Source organism: Mycobacterium arosiense ATCC BAA-1401 = DSM 45069, assembly GCF_002086125.1.
GTDB classification, from domain to species: Bacteria; Actinomycetota; Actinomycetes; order Mycobacteriales; family Mycobacteriaceae; genus Mycobacterium; species Mycobacterium arosiense.
In genome coordinates this window covers 1-16,171 of the sequence record NZ_MVHG01000107.1, presented here as the reverse complement: position 1 = coordinate 16,171, position 16,171 = coordinate 1, and the positions used below count along the sequence as shown (strand labels likewise).

At 63.8% G+C, this 16,171-nt stretch carries 19 protein-coding genes, 4 tRNA genes and 2 pseudogenes; 7 read left to right on the top strand and 18 right to left on the bottom strand.

All coding sequences use genetic code 11. The features are described from left to right. The 6 genes and pseudogenes from BST14_RS29790 to BST14_RS25155 all read right to left on the bottom strand — a co-directional run. A pseudogene (locus BST14_RS29790) lies at positions 1-962 on the bottom strand (hypothetical protein); the annotation flags it as partial. 9 nt (positions 963-971) lie between these two features. Beyond that, complete coding sequence (locus BST14_RS29785; protein ID WP_142279594.1) at positions 972-1,463, bottom strand: Rv2240c family protein; 492 nt, start codon at positions 1,461-1,463, stop codon at positions 972-974. A 195-nt stretch (positions 1,464-1,658) separates the two neighbouring features. Then, positions 1,659-1,928, bottom strand: a complete 270-nt coding sequence (locus tag BST14_RS25165; protein ID WP_083067033.1) for a hypothetical protein — start codon at positions 1,926-1,928, stop codon at positions 1,659-1,661. Positions 1,929-2,004: 76 nt separating this feature from the next. Beyond that, a complete protein-coding gene (locus tag BST14_RS29780) occupies positions 2,005-2,448 on the bottom strand; it encodes a hypothetical protein (RefSeq protein ID WP_142279593.1) in 444 nt (147 codons plus the stop codon). Positions 2,449-2,535: 87 nt separating this feature from the next. Then, complete coding sequence (locus BST14_RS25160) at positions 2,536-3,237, bottom strand: hypothetical protein (RefSeq protein ID WP_142279592.1); 702 nt, start codon at positions 3,235-3,237, stop codon at positions 2,536-2,538. Between the two features lie 92 nt (positions 3,238-3,329). Beyond that, positions 3,330-3,980, bottom strand: a complete 651-nt coding sequence (locus tag BST14_RS25155; protein WP_142279591.1) for a helix-turn-helix domain-containing protein — start codon at positions 3,978-3,980, stop codon at positions 3,330-3,332. A 157-nt stretch (positions 3,981-4,137) separates the two neighbouring features. Here BST14_RS25155 and BST14_RS25150 point away from each other — a divergent pair, with 157 nt between their 5' ends. After that, the gene (locus BST14_RS25150) at positions 4,138-4,572 is read left to right on the top strand and encodes a WhiB family transcriptional regulator (protein WP_083067030.1); all 435 of its coding nucleotides are present in this window, start codon (positions 4,138-4,140) and stop codon (positions 4,570-4,572) included. A gap of 18 nt (positions 4,573-4,590) precedes the next feature. Then, a complete protein-coding gene (locus BST14_RS25145; RefSeq protein ID WP_083067029.1) occupies positions 4,591-4,875 on the top strand; it encodes a hypothetical protein in 285 nt (94 codons plus the stop codon). A 378-nt stretch (positions 4,876-5,253) separates the two neighbouring features. On the opposite strand, the gene BST14_RS25140 is transcribed toward BST14_RS25145, so the two are convergent. The 7 genes from BST14_RS25140 to BST14_RS29775 form a co-directional block, all read right to left on the bottom strand. Next, on the bottom strand, positions 5,254-5,595 hold the full coding sequence (locus BST14_RS25140) for a hypothetical protein (protein ID WP_139807450.1): 342 nt from the start codon (positions 5,593-5,595) through the stop codon (positions 5,254-5,256). After that, positions 5,592-7,199 carry a PPE domain-containing protein gene (locus BST14_RS25135; protein ID WP_158085925.1) on the bottom strand — a complete coding sequence of 536 codons (1,608 nt, stop codon included), beginning with the start codon at positions 7,197-7,199 and terminating at the stop codon, positions 5,592-5,594. The genes BST14_RS25140 and BST14_RS25135 overlap by 4 nt, the downstream gene beginning before the upstream one ends. A gap of 111 nt (positions 7,200-7,310) precedes the next feature. Further along, complete coding sequence (locus BST14_RS25130) at positions 7,311-7,616, bottom strand: type VII secretion target (protein ID WP_081235377.1); 306 nt, start codon at positions 7,614-7,616, stop codon at positions 7,311-7,313. A gap of 76 nt (positions 7,617-7,692) precedes the next feature. After that, positions 7,693-8,010, bottom strand: a complete 318-nt coding sequence (locus BST14_RS25125) for a hypothetical protein (protein ID WP_139807452.1) — start codon at positions 8,008-8,010, stop codon at positions 7,693-7,695. A gap of 27 nt (positions 8,011-8,037) precedes the next feature. Further along, positions 8,038-9,540: a DUF4226 domain-containing protein gene (locus BST14_RS25120; protein ID WP_062906230.1), complete on the bottom strand. Its 1,503-nt coding sequence runs from the start codon at positions 9,538-9,540 to the stop codon at positions 8,038-8,040. A 117-nt stretch (positions 9,541-9,657) separates the two neighbouring features. Then, entirely contained in the window at positions 9,658-10,326 is a 669-nt protein-coding gene (locus BST14_RS25115) for a DUF2637 domain-containing protein (protein ID WP_062895151.1), read from the bottom strand. Positions 10,327-10,726: 400 nt separating this feature from the next. Beyond that, positions 10,727-10,909: a hypothetical protein gene (locus BST14_RS29775; protein WP_139807415.1), complete on the bottom strand. Its 183-nt coding sequence runs from the start codon at positions 10,907-10,909 to the stop codon at positions 10,727-10,729. 903 nt (positions 10,910-11,812) lie between these two features. Here BST14_RS29775 and BST14_RS25105 point away from each other — a divergent pair. Then, positions 11,813-12,913, top strand: coding sequence for a tyrosine-type recombinase/integrase (locus tag BST14_RS25105; RefSeq protein ID WP_083067027.1), 1,101 nt, complete (start codon positions 11,813-11,815; stop codon positions 12,911-12,913). Between the two features lie 96 nt (positions 12,914-13,009). Here BST14_RS25105 and BST14_RS25100 read toward each other — a convergent pair. Then, a tRNA-Val gene (locus BST14_RS25100) sits at positions 13,010-13,081 on the bottom strand. A 181-nt stretch (positions 13,082-13,262) separates the two neighbouring features. On the opposite strand from BST14_RS25100, the gene BST14_RS25095 reads away from it, so the two are divergent. The 3 genes from BST14_RS25095 to BST14_RS25085 all read left to right on the top strand — a co-directional run bounded on the left by BST14_RS25095 (position 13,263) and on the right by BST14_RS25085 (position 13,529). After that, a tRNA-Gly gene (locus BST14_RS25095) sits at positions 13,263-13,335 on the top strand. 28 nt (positions 13,336-13,363) lie between these two features. Continuing rightward, positions 13,364-13,437: transfer RNA gene (locus tag BST14_RS25090), tRNA-Cys, on the top strand. Between the two features lie 17 nt (positions 13,438-13,454). Continuing rightward, positions 13,455-13,529 (top strand) — tRNA-Val (locus BST14_RS25085). A 152-nt stretch (positions 13,530-13,681) separates the two neighbouring features. Here BST14_RS25085 and BST14_RS25080 read toward each other — a convergent pair. From BST14_RS25080 to BST14_RS31190, 4 genes and pseudogenes are all read right to left on the bottom strand, one after another. Then, positions 13,682-14,497 (bottom strand): hypothetical protein, encoded by an 816-nt coding sequence (locus BST14_RS25080; protein WP_142279589.1) that lies wholly within the window; start codon positions 14,495-14,497, stop codon positions 13,682-13,684. A 265-nt stretch (positions 14,498-14,762) separates the two neighbouring features. After that, positions 14,763-15,032 carry a DUF4352 domain-containing protein gene (locus BST14_RS25075; RefSeq protein WP_245845710.1) on the bottom strand — a complete coding sequence of 90 codons (270 nt, stop codon included), beginning with the start codon at positions 15,030-15,032 and terminating at the stop codon, positions 14,763-14,765. 25 nt (positions 15,033-15,057) lie between these two features. Next, a complete protein-coding gene (locus BST14_RS31195) occupies positions 15,058-15,267 on the bottom strand; it encodes a hypothetical protein (RefSeq protein ID WP_245845713.1) in 210 nt (69 codons plus the stop codon). Positions 15,268-15,378: 111 nt separating this feature from the next. Beyond that, a pseudogene (locus tag BST14_RS31190) lies at positions 15,379-15,465 on the bottom strand (DUF2510 domain-containing protein); the annotation flags it as partial. A gap of 107 nt (positions 15,466-15,572) precedes the next feature. Here BST14_RS31190 and BST14_RS25065 point away from each other — a divergent pair. Continuing rightward, on the top strand, positions 15,573-16,171 hold a 599-nt coding region (locus tag BST14_RS25065), incomplete at its 3' end, for a uracil-DNA glycosylase (RefSeq protein WP_306460739.1).

Here is a 16,171-nt window from a genome sequence, read left to right as displayed (position 1 = left end):
CCACCAGGCATACCCGGCAAACCCGGCAACCCGCCACCCATCAACGACGTCAACGGGTTATGACGCGGACGCGGCGGTTCAAATGGCTGATCCGTCGACGGGGCTCGTAGGAGTCCGCCTGGTGCAGGCGGCGCTGGGCCGCTAGCGCCGCCCGACGATGTGTCACGAACTGCTCCGCCGCCGGCGTGAGGACCCGGAAAACCCGGAGTTGGCGGCCGTGGAGGCCCGTCTGTCGATGGGTCCTTGTCCGTATCATTGCCAACTTGTTTAACTTTCGGGCCGCCGCTGGGGCTCTGCTTAAAGTGGTTGGTGAATTGGGTGGTGTATTGGGTGGCGAAGGCCTGCAGGTCAGATGAGTAGCCCTCAATCGCCGTTCGGTGCACACCCAGAATGACCGCCACCTGCGCGAGCGACTGCCCCGAGCCGCTTCGCAAAAACGCTTCGGCCTCTTTATGCGCGGTATTGCTTTCGTCGCTCATAAGACGCTTCGTCATCCCGACGTCACTCGATGCCCGCTTGAACAAACCGGAAGCGACCCTACTGACCTCAGCCTGTTTGAATTTGATCGACGCTGCCTCGTTGTAGGCCGTGCGAGCAGCGTCTGCGCTCTTACCCACCCAGGAGCCGCCGTCGAACACTCCATTGGCGGCCTGGCGGGCGTCCATTGCGTTGTCCTCGTACAACTTTGATTCGTCCAGGAGGGTGTCAGCGTCGTTGGCCAGATGTGTCTCCGAGTCTTGCGGCCACACAAAAGGCTGGAAAAGGATGTGGACGAACGGCCCCTGCGGTTTGGGGTGATCACCACCATCGCCACCACCGCCAAGAGGCGGAACCCCTGATGCCAGTTTGGAACTCGGCTTCGCCGCCTCAAACAGCTTCAGCAGCCGCGCCGCTTGCTTGTTGTTGCGCTCCGCCCACCAGGAAGGAACCTCGTCCCCACCCGAGGCTGTCACCGCGCCCATATGGACGGACTACCTCGGCAATCCGCACGTATCGAGCAGCGCGTTAATCGCGTCGTTCGATATGTCGTTGAGACGATTTACCTCAGGAGTTGGGGTGTTGCCCATCGCCGCGGTCGTCACATCTAGCGTCGTCTGGATGTAGTTCCGTGCCGCCGAGCCAACGTCGGCTGGCACTGCCGGAACCAACGCTGTTTGCACCGCCAATGCGCTATTGACCGAGCGCAGCACAACGGGAACATTCAAGTTCCCCTCTACCCTCAGGCCGCCTTTCCCCTGCTCGCCGCGTACTGATACATCGAATACTTGGCACAAGTGATTTTTCGCTGCAGACGCATCAGCCGCGCTGACTTGCGGGGTTATCGGCGCGGACGGCGACCCTGATGGTGCAGATGATGGTTGTGCGGCCGACTGCGTCGCGTTGTGCATCACCGCGAAAGTGACTATTGACCCGGTAGCAGCTGAGACCACGATACCTACCGGCAGCCCCAGCGCGACCCACAACCAGCTCCGACGACGAGGCTTTCGGCCTGGCGGAAAGTCGCTTGGTAACGGGGCACCGGCGGGCGGCAGAGTCGACGCCGGTGCTCCGGGCGGCGCAGGGACGCGTGGAGGCCCAGGCGGAGAAGGCAGCGTCACGGATGGCGCCCCTGCCCTGGACCATGGTGATGAAGTGTCCATGTGCCGCTCCCCCTGTCGTTACGTGGTCAGTACGCCTGAGTTGCCGGCTTCAGTCGTTTGAACCGTCGCGATGCTGAACTCTCGACCGCCAGTGTTCGCCGCAGCACGGCCTTCTGTTTGGGCCTCCTCCACGGCCCGCGCACCGATCGCCGCGCCCACCAAGGACGTCATGTAGCCACCGACGCAGAGGCTGCCGAGGTTTGAGCCGGATTGTTGAGCTACTGCCTCATCCGCGGCGGACAGGCCCGTATCGGTGTCGGCCGCATCCATGGTGAACTTCGCTACCATGCCCGCATATCTTACCGCCGGTGTCGCGGCTACACATCGTCTAACCAGCACGGATTCGAAGCATTGGCGAGCTTCGCTACGACTGCTTACGCAGTTTGCGCAGGCCTTGAGGGACGGGCGGAACGCCTTTCGCCGGTTTGGGACCTGCTGGATAGCCACCCTTTTTCTCGATCCCGTCGTCGCGTGGGACCGGATCAGAGTCGGTCCCTGAGATCAAGGCCAAGAGCCATTTAAGTGCGTTCTTCGGCCAGACCACGCGGCGAGAACTCGGCTGCCAATCGCGGGAATCTTCCATCCACGCCCCAAGGAGGTAGGGGATGGCGATGTATGCCGCTATCGCGACCACCATGACCAAGGCAGTCCACTGGGTGCGGTCGCGCCGGTCAAAACGACGAGGCGGTAGGCGTAGCAGGTCGCTGGTGCCAGCAGCACGTGAAACGCCCCTGAGGTCGCCAAGAAGCGGAAGATCAGCGTTGCGGCATCCGTTTTGCGCCACGCCAGCTGGCGCCGTGGCTTTCACGCGGAATTGTGTACACCGCGCCCGGCAGGACCGCGATTACTGCTACAAGGAGCGCCTGAAAGGTCGTGACCACGAGGCGGTTTCGACTTACCTCAGGAGGGCCAGACGCGGGTCATCGACCCAGGCGTCACCTAAGACGCCGTAGGCGCTCCACAGGCTCAGCGCTGGTGCGGCCGGGCCACTGAGCCGCACCGGATAGGTGGAGTCGAAGCCCAATGTCAAGATCCACCGCTCTAAATCCGGGTAAAACTCTGTGCACGCTCCGAACCAGAAACTGACCAGGCCGTGCGGCGCGGTCGTGCAGATCAGCCGGTCGGTTGTCACGATCACCGCGCACGTCTGGTGGAACCGCCACTGAGCGGCGGCCCGCTGCGCCGCGGCTGCCTTGCGGCGGTGATTGACCACGCCTTGGACCGCCAGCGCGCCGAACATGACCGCCGGACGGCCCGCGACAATCAACGGCAGCGGTGAATAGCGGCCATCGCCGCCACAAAAGCGGCTGTAGTCGATCTCAGCGCTCAGCAGCGCCCGCTCCCCCGGTTCGAGGATCGGGCCGTACACCTCGATCGGGGTCGGCGACCGGCCGGCCCGCAACGCTGCCGCGCAACCACGGCAGTAGTCCCACCACTGCTCGGCAGGAGTGCGCGGCTGCCAGGCTGCCCGTGGTTGGCGCGCACGGTGAGATCCACCAGCGGGGCCATCGGGAACGCGGGCTGTCGACGGCGCCCGGCTGACCGGAAGGTTATGCCGCTGCGATGGTGGCATTCCCGGCAATGGGATGTCGAACATGACCGCACCGTACCTTTTCGATGTGACACCCACCCCCGATCAGCGGGCGCCTCGGCTTCCACCAAGCACATGCACAGCGGCGCGGCATCGACTCAAGGACGAATCTCCCTCAGCTGGGCCAAAATTCGGATCGCTTCGGCGCGCTCATCATCTCCTAGCCAGGGCAGCATCCAGATCAGCGCCTCCTCGGTCTCGCGGGATGCAGCGCTAAATTCATCGTCCATAGCAGCTCGGGCTGCCTCGGACATGTGGTCGCGGTGCTCGAGGAACGCCTGGCGCATCGTGACTAGTCGCTGAGCAACGGCGAATCGTTCGGCTGCGACCCTAGCGGTATCCCCGCTGACGGGCGGTGGCGCAGCACCGGCGCCCGGGGTAGTGACCACACGAGGTGCACTGCCGTCTAAGACAGCGTCGATAGTGCCGTCTTGCCACTCGATCGCCCGTTCCAAGGCTCGGCGCAGCCGTCGACTCAGCCGGCCTGAGCGGTTGGTTTCCACGGCGCGCACCGTGGCTACCGACAGGCCCCCGCGCTCGGCGACATCCGTCTGGGTCAGCTTCAGCTGTTTGCGGCGACGTCGTACTTCGTCGGCCAGCCGCTCCCAGGACATGACCCGTATCTTGCCCGACGAACCGCCAGATTTCCCCATCCGCGCCGCTAAAACAGAAGATTCAGCGGTTCGGGCTACCGGTGATGTCAGCGCTACCGAGCCAGCCACGAAATACAGTCTGACATGCGTCGACACCGCTTCCTGCTACTGGCTGTGCGGTAGGAGAGGGCGTCCATCCTCAAAATTCTAGCGGTATAACCGCTAAAACGCTAAAGTATCTGTTAGATTAGCGGTAATTCACGGGTGTTCCGCCGCAGTGAAGAACCGACGACCTATAGGAAGGACGCCTCCGATGACAACCGCGCTCACCCCCCCGGCCGATACCCCCAACACCGTCGCCAGACCTTTTGCGTCCTTCCAGATGCGCGCCGACGTGCGCCTCTTCCAGACCAGCCAAGACTTGGCCTGCCAAGAAGACCCCGAGCTGTTCTTTAACCCCCGTACCAAGCATCGCGCCATCAAGCGCTGCGCCGAGTGCCCCTTCAGGGGCCGCTGCGGCTACAACGCGGTGGCCACCGGCGCGACGCACGGCGTCTGGGGTGGAGTGATTCTGCCCGGCGCCCAGCCCAAGGCACTCAAGCCGGTCTATGCGCGTCTGGCCGCACAGTTCGAGCAGCGCCGACAGACCGAGCTCGGTGACCTTAAGGTCGCCCCGCTACCTGACCTCATGGACGACGACGAGACCGACGACGACGAACCCCTGATCTTTCAGGCCGGCGCCGCCTAGCCGCATAGGAAGGTTCCCATGAGCTCCGTCACTGCCGAGCATCCCGCGATCGCCAGCGTCGACGACAACGGCACCGAACGCATCACGGTCTTTGATGACGACACATCGGTGATTTGCGGGGCATTTCGACCCGTCGGTCACCTGTACTGGCGGCTATATCTGGCCACCGGGGTGGCTAGCGCCGGCTGCACCGCCACCCAAACCCCACCCCCGCATCTTCTGGCAGCGCGCCGCGAGGATGCGTGTCGATGGGTCGAGCTAATCGCCCACCTTTACACCAACCCTGCTGCGGTAGGTGGCTAAGCAGCCTTGCGTGCCCAGCTCCGCGCTGCGGCCCGGTGCCTGAGGCACTTGATGACCGATCCGGAATTGCCGGTATCGGCCGGTGCGCCGCCTATTGAATCACTCAGCCCTGCAAGGAATCTCACGATGGCCATTCACGAAGGCTTCACGCGCATTCACCAGGCACCCCTGGTCGACCGAATAAGCCGCGAACCGCAGCGGGGTAGCCGGCCCCGTCGGTGCACCACCCGACACCGACGCGCTCAATCGCCCCGACAGCGTGATCGACGGCGCGTTCGTCGGTCTCATTCCAAGCTGCGTGAGACCACGAACGGCCACGTAGCCCTAACCCATCGTCAGCTACAAGGCTGCCCTTGAGCCCCGCCTGCGAGCGGGAGCTCACCAGTCGTCGCGCAACGCCTTGAGCTCATGCCAGGACGACTCCGGCCCCCAATACCGGTCGATCACCGCATTGCTGGCCTCGCGTAATCGCTCATTGCCATCGCGCAACACCTCGGTGATCAAGTCCTCCAGCCCCGCGTGGGTGTAATCAGTCAGTGCGGTCGGCTCGATGAACAGATCGCGCAAATAGCCATCGCGGTCGAAGGAAGCCACCACCACGTCGCTGATCGGGTCCCGTTCGCGCATGTTCTGGACGGCCGTGTTCAGCTCAGCCATCAACGCCCGTGTCACTCGAAGCCCCTGGTCGACGGCGGCGATCCTTTCCTGAGGGGTGCTCACGGCTTCTTCCGATCATCGGGTTTCGCGCGGCCTTCTCTGCGGTTTTTGACCGGCTCACTGTTGGCCGGCGCCACCACTTTCAGCTTGCGCTCCTGGTAGAGCTGCTTATTGTCCGCCTCGGAACCCTCACCGCCTACGCCCCGCATGGGCGGCATCATCATCGGGCCCATGGCGCCCATCCCCGGCGCGGGCGCTTCCGGCGCGACCGGAGCTGACGGCGCCGAGACCAGCGCGGCCGCCGCCGGCGCGGCGGCGACTTCGGTCGGTGCTGCCAGCGGGACCTCCCCGCCGGCCGGCTCGGTGTCAGCTCCGCCTCCCCCAGCACCCAGATCCCCCGGAGCCGACAGATCGCCTGCCGAAGGCGGCTCCGGTGACTGAGGCGACTGTTCGCCGCCGTGCTGCGGTTCACCACCGGGCGGATGCTGGCCCAGACCGCTCATCATCGGCCCGGCCGCCTGTTCCGTTCCCTGCAGCGCCTTTTGGCCCGCACCGGCAAGGCCACCGAGTACACCACCCAGGCCGCCCACCACGCCGCCGATGATCCCAGGAATGACTTCTGAGGGCAGTGAGCCCACCGTCTCCGGCAGCGCATCGGCCAGCGGATTCGCGGGGCAAGCTAGATCAGCAGCCCCGGGCGGCCACGTCGGCCCGCTAGTCAAATCCTGTCCCACACCCGGCCCTCCCTGCACCGGGTCCAACGGTGCACCCTTGGGCGAGTGCTCTGCTTCCCGCTGCGCCACCGGCCCCTCACCGGAGCCCACCGGCGGCGCGGCTGGCGCCACATCTGGGCTCGGGCCCGGCGGCGGCGTCGGCACCTTGGGCTGTGGAGCCGCCTCGGAGAACGTGTAAGTGCTAAACCCCGCCGTCGAGGCCTGATAAAGCCTGCTGACCTGCACTTGGGCATTAACCACAGCAAGCCGGTGAGCGCCACCGGCGCGCGCATTGGACTGCAAAGCCGCTTTCAGCTCCCGCTCGGCGTCAAGCACATGGCGATAGGGCGGGACATCGGTGAGGGCTTTGGAGAAGTGCTGCACATGAACCTTGGCCTGCTCAGCCAGGCCGTCCACATAGCGGGCGTGGCCCTGATACCACGTCTGCAGCGCCCGCATCCTTGTCGTGGCCGCATCCGCCGACGTTGACTGCCAGCCATCCCCCGTCATGCCGATGGCCGCGCCCAGCTGATCGGCAGCGTCGCCGAGCTGCTTGGCTTGGGCGCGCAGGCTTGATTCCATCGCCTGCCAGGTCTTCTTGCCCGCGCCGGCGCGGCCGGTCTCGATCAGGCGAGCAATATCGCGCGGGCTTGCCGGGACTTCACCGGCCGGCAAACTGGTACCCACGCCGCCAGACACCAGATCCGCTGGCACCACCTGCCCTGCCGGCAAAGTCCGCCCGGCGGGCACAACCGCACCGGCGCTCCCGGTGCCCAGCGTCTCGGCCGACTGCGCTTCCTGGTCGTCATAGACGCCGGCGCTGGCATCGAGCTTCACCCCGAACTGGCGTGCCATCGCGTTGGCCATCACGGTGTATTTGCGCGCCAAGGTCACCTGCGCGGTGAAACGGATGCTCGCCCCCACCGACACCACGTCCGATGCGCTCGGCTGCACCTGAGCCGAGCCTGGCGTTGCGGTCGCGCCAGCGGCATCTGCCTGGCGCGCCGCCGACCGGACGACCTCGGTATCAACGCGTACTGAATCCGCCACCGCGTAGCCCTTTAGTTACGTCTGCAGGATTTGCTGGCTGTCGCCTTCGGTCTGCTGGTAGGAGGCCAGGCTCGACCGGATATGGCCGGCCACACCCTCGCAATACTGCCCCAGCGATTGACCCGCCTCCCTACGCGCCTGCAGCGTCTCGATGAGGGCCTGACGCACCTCCCAGCCGATGTCACCGAAGCGTCGTCCCACGCTTTGCGCCGTGCCGGGATCGACAGTGAGACGTTCTCGCACCCGTGGGGCCTCTTGATCCCACCACTGTGCGTGCTGATTCCACGCGTCGAAATCCAGCATCACATCGTTGCCGGCCACCGCACACCTCCCATTGCACTGGCTATTTGCTAAAGCCTAACAACGGCTCAGCGGGCTACGCATCGGTCGAAACAGGTCAAAAATCGATGGTCCGCCGATATTCGTCGACATCGGTCAAACTTGGCCACCCCGGTGTCGTCGGCAGCGCAGTACCGTGCTCCTCAATGACGCGCATGCGTTGCTCGGCGCGCGCCCGCATCAACGCCAGCCGGTGGAGCCGCATAATCCGGTCCGCCAGCACCTCTGAGGTCCACGAGCGGGTGACCTCCGGCTCGAGTTGGACCCGCAAGCCCTCTCCCTGCCAGTCGAGCTCCACCATTAAGGCGCCATCGGATGACCATTCAACGACAGTGGGAAAGACTTCCACTTCCTGCTGGTGCTGCTCGTCGGTCACCGCGACTCCCGCATCGTTGCCCCACATTTAGCTACCGCCGGTATTCGTCGTTGTCGGCTGGCCGGCCGGTGCAGCGGTGCTCGGCGGCGGCGAGGCAGGCGTCGTTGTACCGGCCAGCTGAGGTGGATCGACCCACCCCAGGAAATCACCTGTGGGCAGTGCACTTTGCGGTTGTAGCTGCCCATCAAGCCAGATTTTGCCATTACCCATATACATGACCGGGTCACGACTCTTGAATTGCGCGATTTGACCGGGCACCAAATGGCTCGGATCGGCAGGTGCGGTCACCGGTGTTCCCGGGGGCGGCAACTCCACGTGGGCCTGCTTCCACCCATCGCTGACCGTCGCCCCGTTGAGCACCGCCCGCACCGCGGCGGCGTGTTGGGCCGTCGTCGCCGTCACCGCAGAACCATCGGGCATCTGTACCACCCGGCTCGGGTCACCGCCTACGCTGGCCGGCACAGCAGCCGGCGGGGCCGGCTGTGTGCTCGGCTGCGGTTGAGTCGTACCCGCCGGCTGCGTCGGCGCGTTCTTATCGCCGGTGCCGTCATTGCCGGCTGACGCGGCGCTGTTCTTGCCGCCATCGCCCCCACCCTTGCCGTGCGACCCGTCTTCGAAATCGTCGGACTTGCCGTGGTCGTGACCGTCGCTGTCTTTAAATCCGTCCCCCCCGCCCTGGTCGGCCAAACCACTCGCCAGCGGGCCCATCGCGCCCAGCGCGTCCATCGGCAAGGATCCTGCAGCGCCGCCCAGCGCGCCAGGAATCGACCCCAGCCCCGCCATCGCCGGGCCCAACATCGACAGCGGATCGCCCAGGCCCGCCCCGCCAAGCCCGCTCAGCCCGGCCAGCGGATCAGTCAGCCCGCCCGGACCGGCACCTGTAGTGGTTCCGCCCGCCCCGCCGTCACCACCGCCACTGCCGCCGCCATCGCCGCTGGCGTCAGCACCGCCCCCATCACCACCCCCGGCGATGCCTGCGTTGCCCTGGTCCTTCGAATGGCCTCCGCCGGCGCTGTCGCGGTACTCATCACCGAGCGCGGCAAGCAGCTCAGCCTGCTTCTTACTGTCCACTTTGGAGCTGTCGAGCAGTTGTTGAATTTGGGCGAGCTGACCGTCCAAGAACTCATTAAACAGCGCCATCGCATGCGGGTCATTGGCCATTTGCGGGTGAGACGTCAGCGCGCGCCGCGCCGTCTCGATGCTGCTGATGATGGCGCCGATTTTGGAGCGAGTGTCGTCGGTGGCGGCGAAAATTTGTTTGAGCAAGCCGGCCAGCTTGTCGTCGGTCTGGGTGAGCGCGCCGCTGGCCTGCTGATAGGTAGTTCCGGCGTGATCGACGCCCTGCTGTAACCCGCTGGGGCCGTTCGGCACTGGCAGAGCCGGCCCCCACGGCGGCGCCCCGGCCGGCGGCGCTGGCAGCGCCTGCTGGGGCGGCCCATCAAACTCATCGCCACCCTCACCGTCGTCATCACCGCCGAAGATCCCCGTCAGGTCGTCGAACAGGTCATCCAAGACGTCGAATAAGCCCATGGCGCGCCCGAATCCCCTCTACACGCAGGTCGCTGGGCAAAACGCTACCGCCGCCTGCTGGCGCTATGCGACGGTCGCGCCCAACCGATTTCGACCCATGCTGCTCCGACGAAGTCCTCACCGCCCGCCAGGGACGGGCACACCGAGCACAATCGGCGCCGCGTCGCGGATTTTGCCCACATTGTCGTGGTGCAGCTCGATCTCCGGCTGGGCACCGATGGCGCGAAGCGACATCGGTGGGCGGCATTCGTACAGATAACGCAAAGCGTGCGCGATCTTTGTCGTCGACACGTTCCGGCAATAACCATCCTCGTGCATCTGGGCCGCCGCCGCGCGCCATTTGTCCATCCTGTCCACCGCCAGTTCGAGCGCACGGTCGCACAACTGCGAGGTGGCGTCGGGCGGGGGCGTGGGATTGAACCGCCACAAGATGGCGGCGATATGGGTCGTCGCGAGTAAAGCCCCGGGGGGAACACAGGCAAGCCCCGCCGACCCCCACCTCATCCATAACACCAAGTGCCCGGTGGACAGCCACGCATGCAAAGCATTACCGCCAACGCTCACCAAAGCCGCGGAGCTAAGGACACCCCACAGGAAAACCCGGTTCCAGAACTGATCCCGATACGGCGCCAGTGACACAATTCCCAGCGTCGCCAGGACGATCGTCCCGTCGATAATCAACGGCCACAGCCACGACGGCCAGCCGGGCCACGCCGCCATCGCCGCCAACTCACGCAAGGACGTAAACGACAGCACAAAGCTGACCGTTGCAATCCCGATCGTCAACCCCCCAGCAGCACGGCGACTTCTGCGAACAAGGTGTAACGTGCGGAGCTCGTCGTCGGTCTGGTCTGCTTCCCTCGAAAGCCGCGGCTTAATCGCCGGCCGCCCGCGACGACGCGAGTTGGCCTGCATATGGCCGCTGGGCCCGGCCGCCGGTGCCAGGTCGTCCATCGGCTGAGGCTCAACGCCGGTTTGTGCTGCTACCGCGGCACCGTTTCGACGGGTGTCAAGCGTGGTCACTGCGAGATTTCCTTCGCATAAGACGGACGGGCGGAACGGGCGGTCACCGTGGGAGAGGCCAGAAAGCGGCGTTGACTCTTCCGTTGGGCCTGCGCTGCTTGGGCTTACAGCTGAAACATACAGCCGGCGGCGGCGTTACGCGTCGCTCGCCGGCTGCGGATTTTCAATCCGACTCGCAATACCTTGTGACACCGTGCCGCTGGGCGGCTTCGACCTGGGCCTGCAACACCCATCGCCGCAGCGATTCCGCACCGACGCCGACCTTCGGGCCGATCGACTGGCAGGCGGCATACACCGACCGATACTCCTGAAGGTGATCGATCACCATCTTCACCCGTGCGCTCACGCTGCTCGACCGGGTAATGCTTGGCCATAGTCGCCATCCTTCACACAGAAGGAAGTTGCACCAAACCCGGGATGCTTCTCTCACCGTCTTCCGAACTTGACGACTCCGGCCATGGCCACGCGACGGTACAGACGCGTCAGTTTGGGGCGCGATCGGCCTCGCGTAGCGGATTTCTCTCAAAGTAACGCCCGATCGGGAATTAGCGGTAAATACTGCTTTGCAACAACTTTGGTTCGTGCTGCGCACATCGATATGCGTGGCGACGAACTTTCCTTTGACCGTCGCCTGAGCTCTTCAGCCTTCGTACAGTGGGACAATGAGCAGCCTTAGTAGTAAGCAAGACCCAGTTGGTTCGGTCATTCCGACCATGCGCACACAACTGCTGACTGTCAAGGACGCCAGCGATGCGGTACGACTCAGCCGAGCTTCGGTGTCGTCGTCCCCGAAGGCGCGAACTCGAAAACCGTTGCCGGCCACCGCGAGGGGGATCGGATGCACATCCGACCGCGATCGCGATCGTGTACTGCTGCACCGAGTCGATCCCGGGTACCGCAACGCACCGCCTCGGGACGAGCTCATCATGCGTGCTGTCGCCCAACGCATCTCCCGGAAATCCGAACACTGCGAGTGGCTCTTGACTGCCGCACCATCAGGCCGCCAACAGATTTCGGCAACCGGACAAGAAGGGCATCAACCATGACAATGGCGACGGACGAGGTGTTAACAGCGGGTGAGGTGTCACGCATGACGGGCATCCCGGTCTCCACGCTGCACGACTGGGCGGCGAAACGAGAGCGAGGAATACAGTCGCCCGGACCGAATCACTGCAAATTGTCATCCCGGCATCGGCGCTGGATGCGTGCTGATGTGGTGGAATGGCTTGCCGCATCGAGGTGTTAAACGGTGACGATTCGCAGGCGAGAAGCCAACTCCGGCACGCGATGGGACGTTGAATGGTTGCTGCCGGACGGGGCCAAGCGGTCCAAGACATTTAAGACCCTGCGGGCTGCGAAGTTGTTCGACGGCGAACTGCGGTCAGCCCGTGAAGACGGCGAGACGGTCGACCCACGCGGCGGCAAGCTCGAGTTGCGTGTGGTGTACAAGAGCTGGCTTGCCTCCCGACCTGATCTGTCGCCGAAGGTGCGTCGTGGCTACGAGGACAACTGGCGCCTACGGATAGAGCCAAAGTTCGGCAAATGGCCAATCGGCCGAATCTTGCGAGAAGACGTGCAGGAATGGGTCAACGACATGACCGCCGCAGGCCTAGGGCCCCGCACGGTGCGCTGGACGCACAGCGTGCTGCGGATGACGCTGGACCACGCCATCACAGACAAAAAACTGCGCGGCAAGAATCCCGCATCCAACGTTCGGTTCCCGGCAATGGGCCAAACCAGCCATGTCTACCTGACCGCGGTGGAGGTCACGAAGCTAGTCGAACTATGCGATACGGCCACCCCCGAAGACTCAAGAGCCGCAAAGCAAGGCGACGTGGTGCTGATACTCGCCTACACCGGATTGCGGTTCGGAGAATTGACCGGACTCAATGTCGAAGATGTCGACCTGCAGGCGCGGCGCATTCGCATTCGCCGATCGATCACGCAGTTGTCCGGTCGCCTCATTGAGGGACCGCCAAAGAGCCGCGCCGGCCGCCGCAGCGTGCCAATTCCGGAACGGCTGGTGCCGATCCTGAAACGACGGATCGAGGGGCGTCCGACTGGGGAACCGGCGATCATGTCGCCGAAGGGCTCGCGGCTCGGACTCGAAAACTGGAAACGTGCCGTTGCCTGGCGGACAAGGATCGCCGAACTCGGGCATCCCACGATGCGCGTGCACGACCTCCGACACACCTACGCCTCTTTGTCGCGATCGGCCGGCGCCGATTTGAAACTCCTGCAGGTGACGATGGGCCACGCCTCGATCGTGGTCACCGCGCACACTTACGCCGATCTCTACGACTCCGACCTGGATCGTGTGGCGGATGCGCTCGACGGGCTCGACGGCTAACCGTGGCGGCGGATAAACGGCGGATAATCCAGGCCGTTGTCGGTGACGGATCGAAATCCGGACAGCGGAAAAGGCCATGACCTGTACTGATATTTGTGGTCCCGGCTGGGATCGAACCAGCGACCTTCCGCGTGTGAAGCGGACGCTCTCCCACTGAGCCACGGGACCGGCGCCGAGGACGGCGGACGACGTCGAAGACTAGCACGCGCCGGTCCCGACACCACCGGCCGCATCACGTGACAGGCCGACGCGATAGCCTAGACACGGCTCGTACCAAGAAATTTGTATGTGCCCGCTCACGTGGACTATCGTCGTGCTTCGCACCGGGCGACGATGTCGTCCGAGGCGCGCGGATGTAGCGCAGTTGGTAGCGCATCACCTTGCCAAGGTGAGGGTCGCGGGTTCGAATCCCGTCATCCGCTCGAAGGTGCAAGTGGCGTGAACCCCAACGGTGGAGTGGCCGAGTGGTGAGGCAACGGCCTGCAAAGCCGTGCACACGGGTTCGATTCCCGTCTCCACCTCCAACTTTTTTGGTTTCCCGGCGCGATTAGCTCAGCGGGAGAGCGCTTCCCTGACACGGAAGAGGTCACTGGTTCAATCCCAGTATCGCGCACCAGCTTCGCAGCAGCTAGAACCCGATAGTTAGGGCGGCTAGTCACATTCCATGCAACATGCATGCAACAGGACTTCGCTCGGCCAGCCGACCGACTGAGACCCGTCTTTCCCAGCGCAGCAAGACTGCGTCCAATAGCGGAGACGGTCGACGGATTATGTCGCTGCGGTCTCAGGCAGGGGTTTGGGTGAAAGAACACCTACGCGAGCATCAGTTGGCTCTTCACCCAAAGCCTCCTCGATCAACCGCACACGACTCTTGCGATTCTGATCGTCAACCGGAGCAGGCATCTCAGTCAGGTGCCCAACCGCATCTCGCCACCAATACACTCCTCGGTGATCACGGAAGAATAGGTGCAACTCGCTCGGTACGACGGACGTTGTGCCCAAACGCAACTCGACCGACCAGCGGCCAGGGGCGAGCACCTTCGCTGAACCGACGGCAAGGCGATCCCGACGGGCTTCCCATTCGACTGGCGGGACGAATCCCATCTCGACTGCGACACTCTGTATCGCGCCGCCGGGCCGCCGGACCACAGCCGAAGCTTCGTCGAAGTTGACCACCATTGGCGTCGGATGGGACTGGTGCCGACATAGCGCGGCGGCAAATAGATCGTAGACAACGACTTGCGACGCATTGATCAATCCGATCTGCGTCACATTGATGATCTCGGGCGAAGCGTTCCCCATCTGTGGACCCTGTCGCGCGCTGCCGTAGTGAACGAACCACCCAGACAGCAGCTCAGCCTGCTGGCGCCGCTCGACCGCGGCGCGCTGCTTTTCATCCTCAACGCGCGTCCGCACATCGTGCCTATAACCAAGTGCCGCGAACAGCACGGCCACGATGGCGACGGCGGTGCCAAGCGCAGCTACCCACTCGGCGACGTTCCCCAGTTGAACTCGCCAGCCTTGTGTGTGCAGCATGACCGCTTGAACACCAACTACGACTGCGAGCACCAGAGCGATGAACAAGAGCCCAAACGTCCATCCGCGCCAGCGATTCACGACTCTCCATCCTGTACGTCATTCAATGTTCCGCCCGCGGGGCCGCACCAGCGAAATCGAACCAGCCCACTTGCGGATATCCTCACCCAGTTCGAGACGCTATCGCCGTTGATTTCGCAGTGAGTTCCGAATACCGAGCGACCACACGCACCGCGTGTCACAACTAACATTCTCGCGTTCTCAAAGGTCGCATCGAGTGTGCGGTGCCCGTGGGCGGTTAGCCAGACTCTGCTTACGACAGTCTGACCTTCACGCCGCCCGAGAACATGGAGTCGTGTAGTTCGATGGTGCTGGGTTGAGTTCCCGCCGGCACGTCGAAAGCCACCTTGGCCTGGATGTGGTTACCGGGATTGATGTCGCTTTGGATTTCTTTGTTAATCCACATGTCGGCGCGGGAGTCAGCAGAGTACTGACGGCCCGCGCTGTCGATGAGCTTCTGGTTGGTGGCGAAAAACGACTGCGCGCGGTCACCGATGTTCTGGACCGTCATCGACACAATCACATACTCTCCCTGGGCAGTCGCTTGCTCATACGGATTGGATGGGTCGCCGGTCGTCTTGGCCGTCCACACCGGTCACCGTGAAGCCGAACTTGCCGTCGCGGGCTTGTTGTCCGACGCCAGCCATCGACGCGGAGACCTTTGCCGTAGTCGGCGTGCGTGATGCAGATGTCGATGAAGTCCCGCTCTCGGAGCTATGGCCCGAGACGGCACCGATCAAAAACAGCGCGAACACCACAGCAACAACCCATGGCCAAACCTTCCGCTTCTTCGCCGGGGGGAACGCCGGTGCCAGTGCGCCAGAAGGGGGCAGGGTCGGTTGATCGGTCCGGTGTTCCGTCCAACGCAATCCGTCCCAGTAGCGCTGGCCGCTGGCGCCGCTGGGGTCTGGGTACCAACCGGCTGGCGTGCTTGGCGGAGGCGGTGGAGTCGTCATCTGTCCCCTTGATTGTTCGAAGGCAGCTGAGAGAGTAAGCGAAGTGATCCCGGCCCGTCGCGAAATACGAGATTTTCTTTATTTATCCAAATAGAAACCGACGTGCGATGTTTCAAATCTTCACAGGGACGACGAGTAGGGGAAACGTAGTCATCATGACTGCCGCTAGCCGAGCCCAGGCGCGCAAAGCGCTGACCGCCGAAATCCTCAAGTGCCGCCGCTGCCCCGGCATGAACGAGCCGGGCGTGAGTCAGGCCGCGCCTGGATACGGAAGCCTCTTTTCGCCGGTGGTGCTGGTCGGGGCATCGCTTTGCACGGAGTGCATGACAACCGGCATCCCATTCACTGGTGGCAGCGGATTGCTAATTGACGAGGCCCTGAGGGAGTCCGGCTTGGACAAGGCCGACATCTTCATTACGAACGTGGTGCACTGTTACCCTGCCCAGCCCGACAACCGGAAATCTCGACCCCATGAAAAGGAGCGGTGTCGCCCGTTTTTGCACCGCGAAATCGAGTTGGTTAGGCCGCGGTTGGTGATCGGGCTAGGAGGTGACGCCAGGGAGACATTGCGGTTCTTATACCCTGACGCGTCCGAACTCCCTTGGGGCCGGATTGATCAGTCGACATCGGGTCAAGTCCAGGGACGTGGTGTACGGGGTCGTCTTGTGATTCTTCGAGATGATGGTTCAAGCGGTCAGTGCCGCAG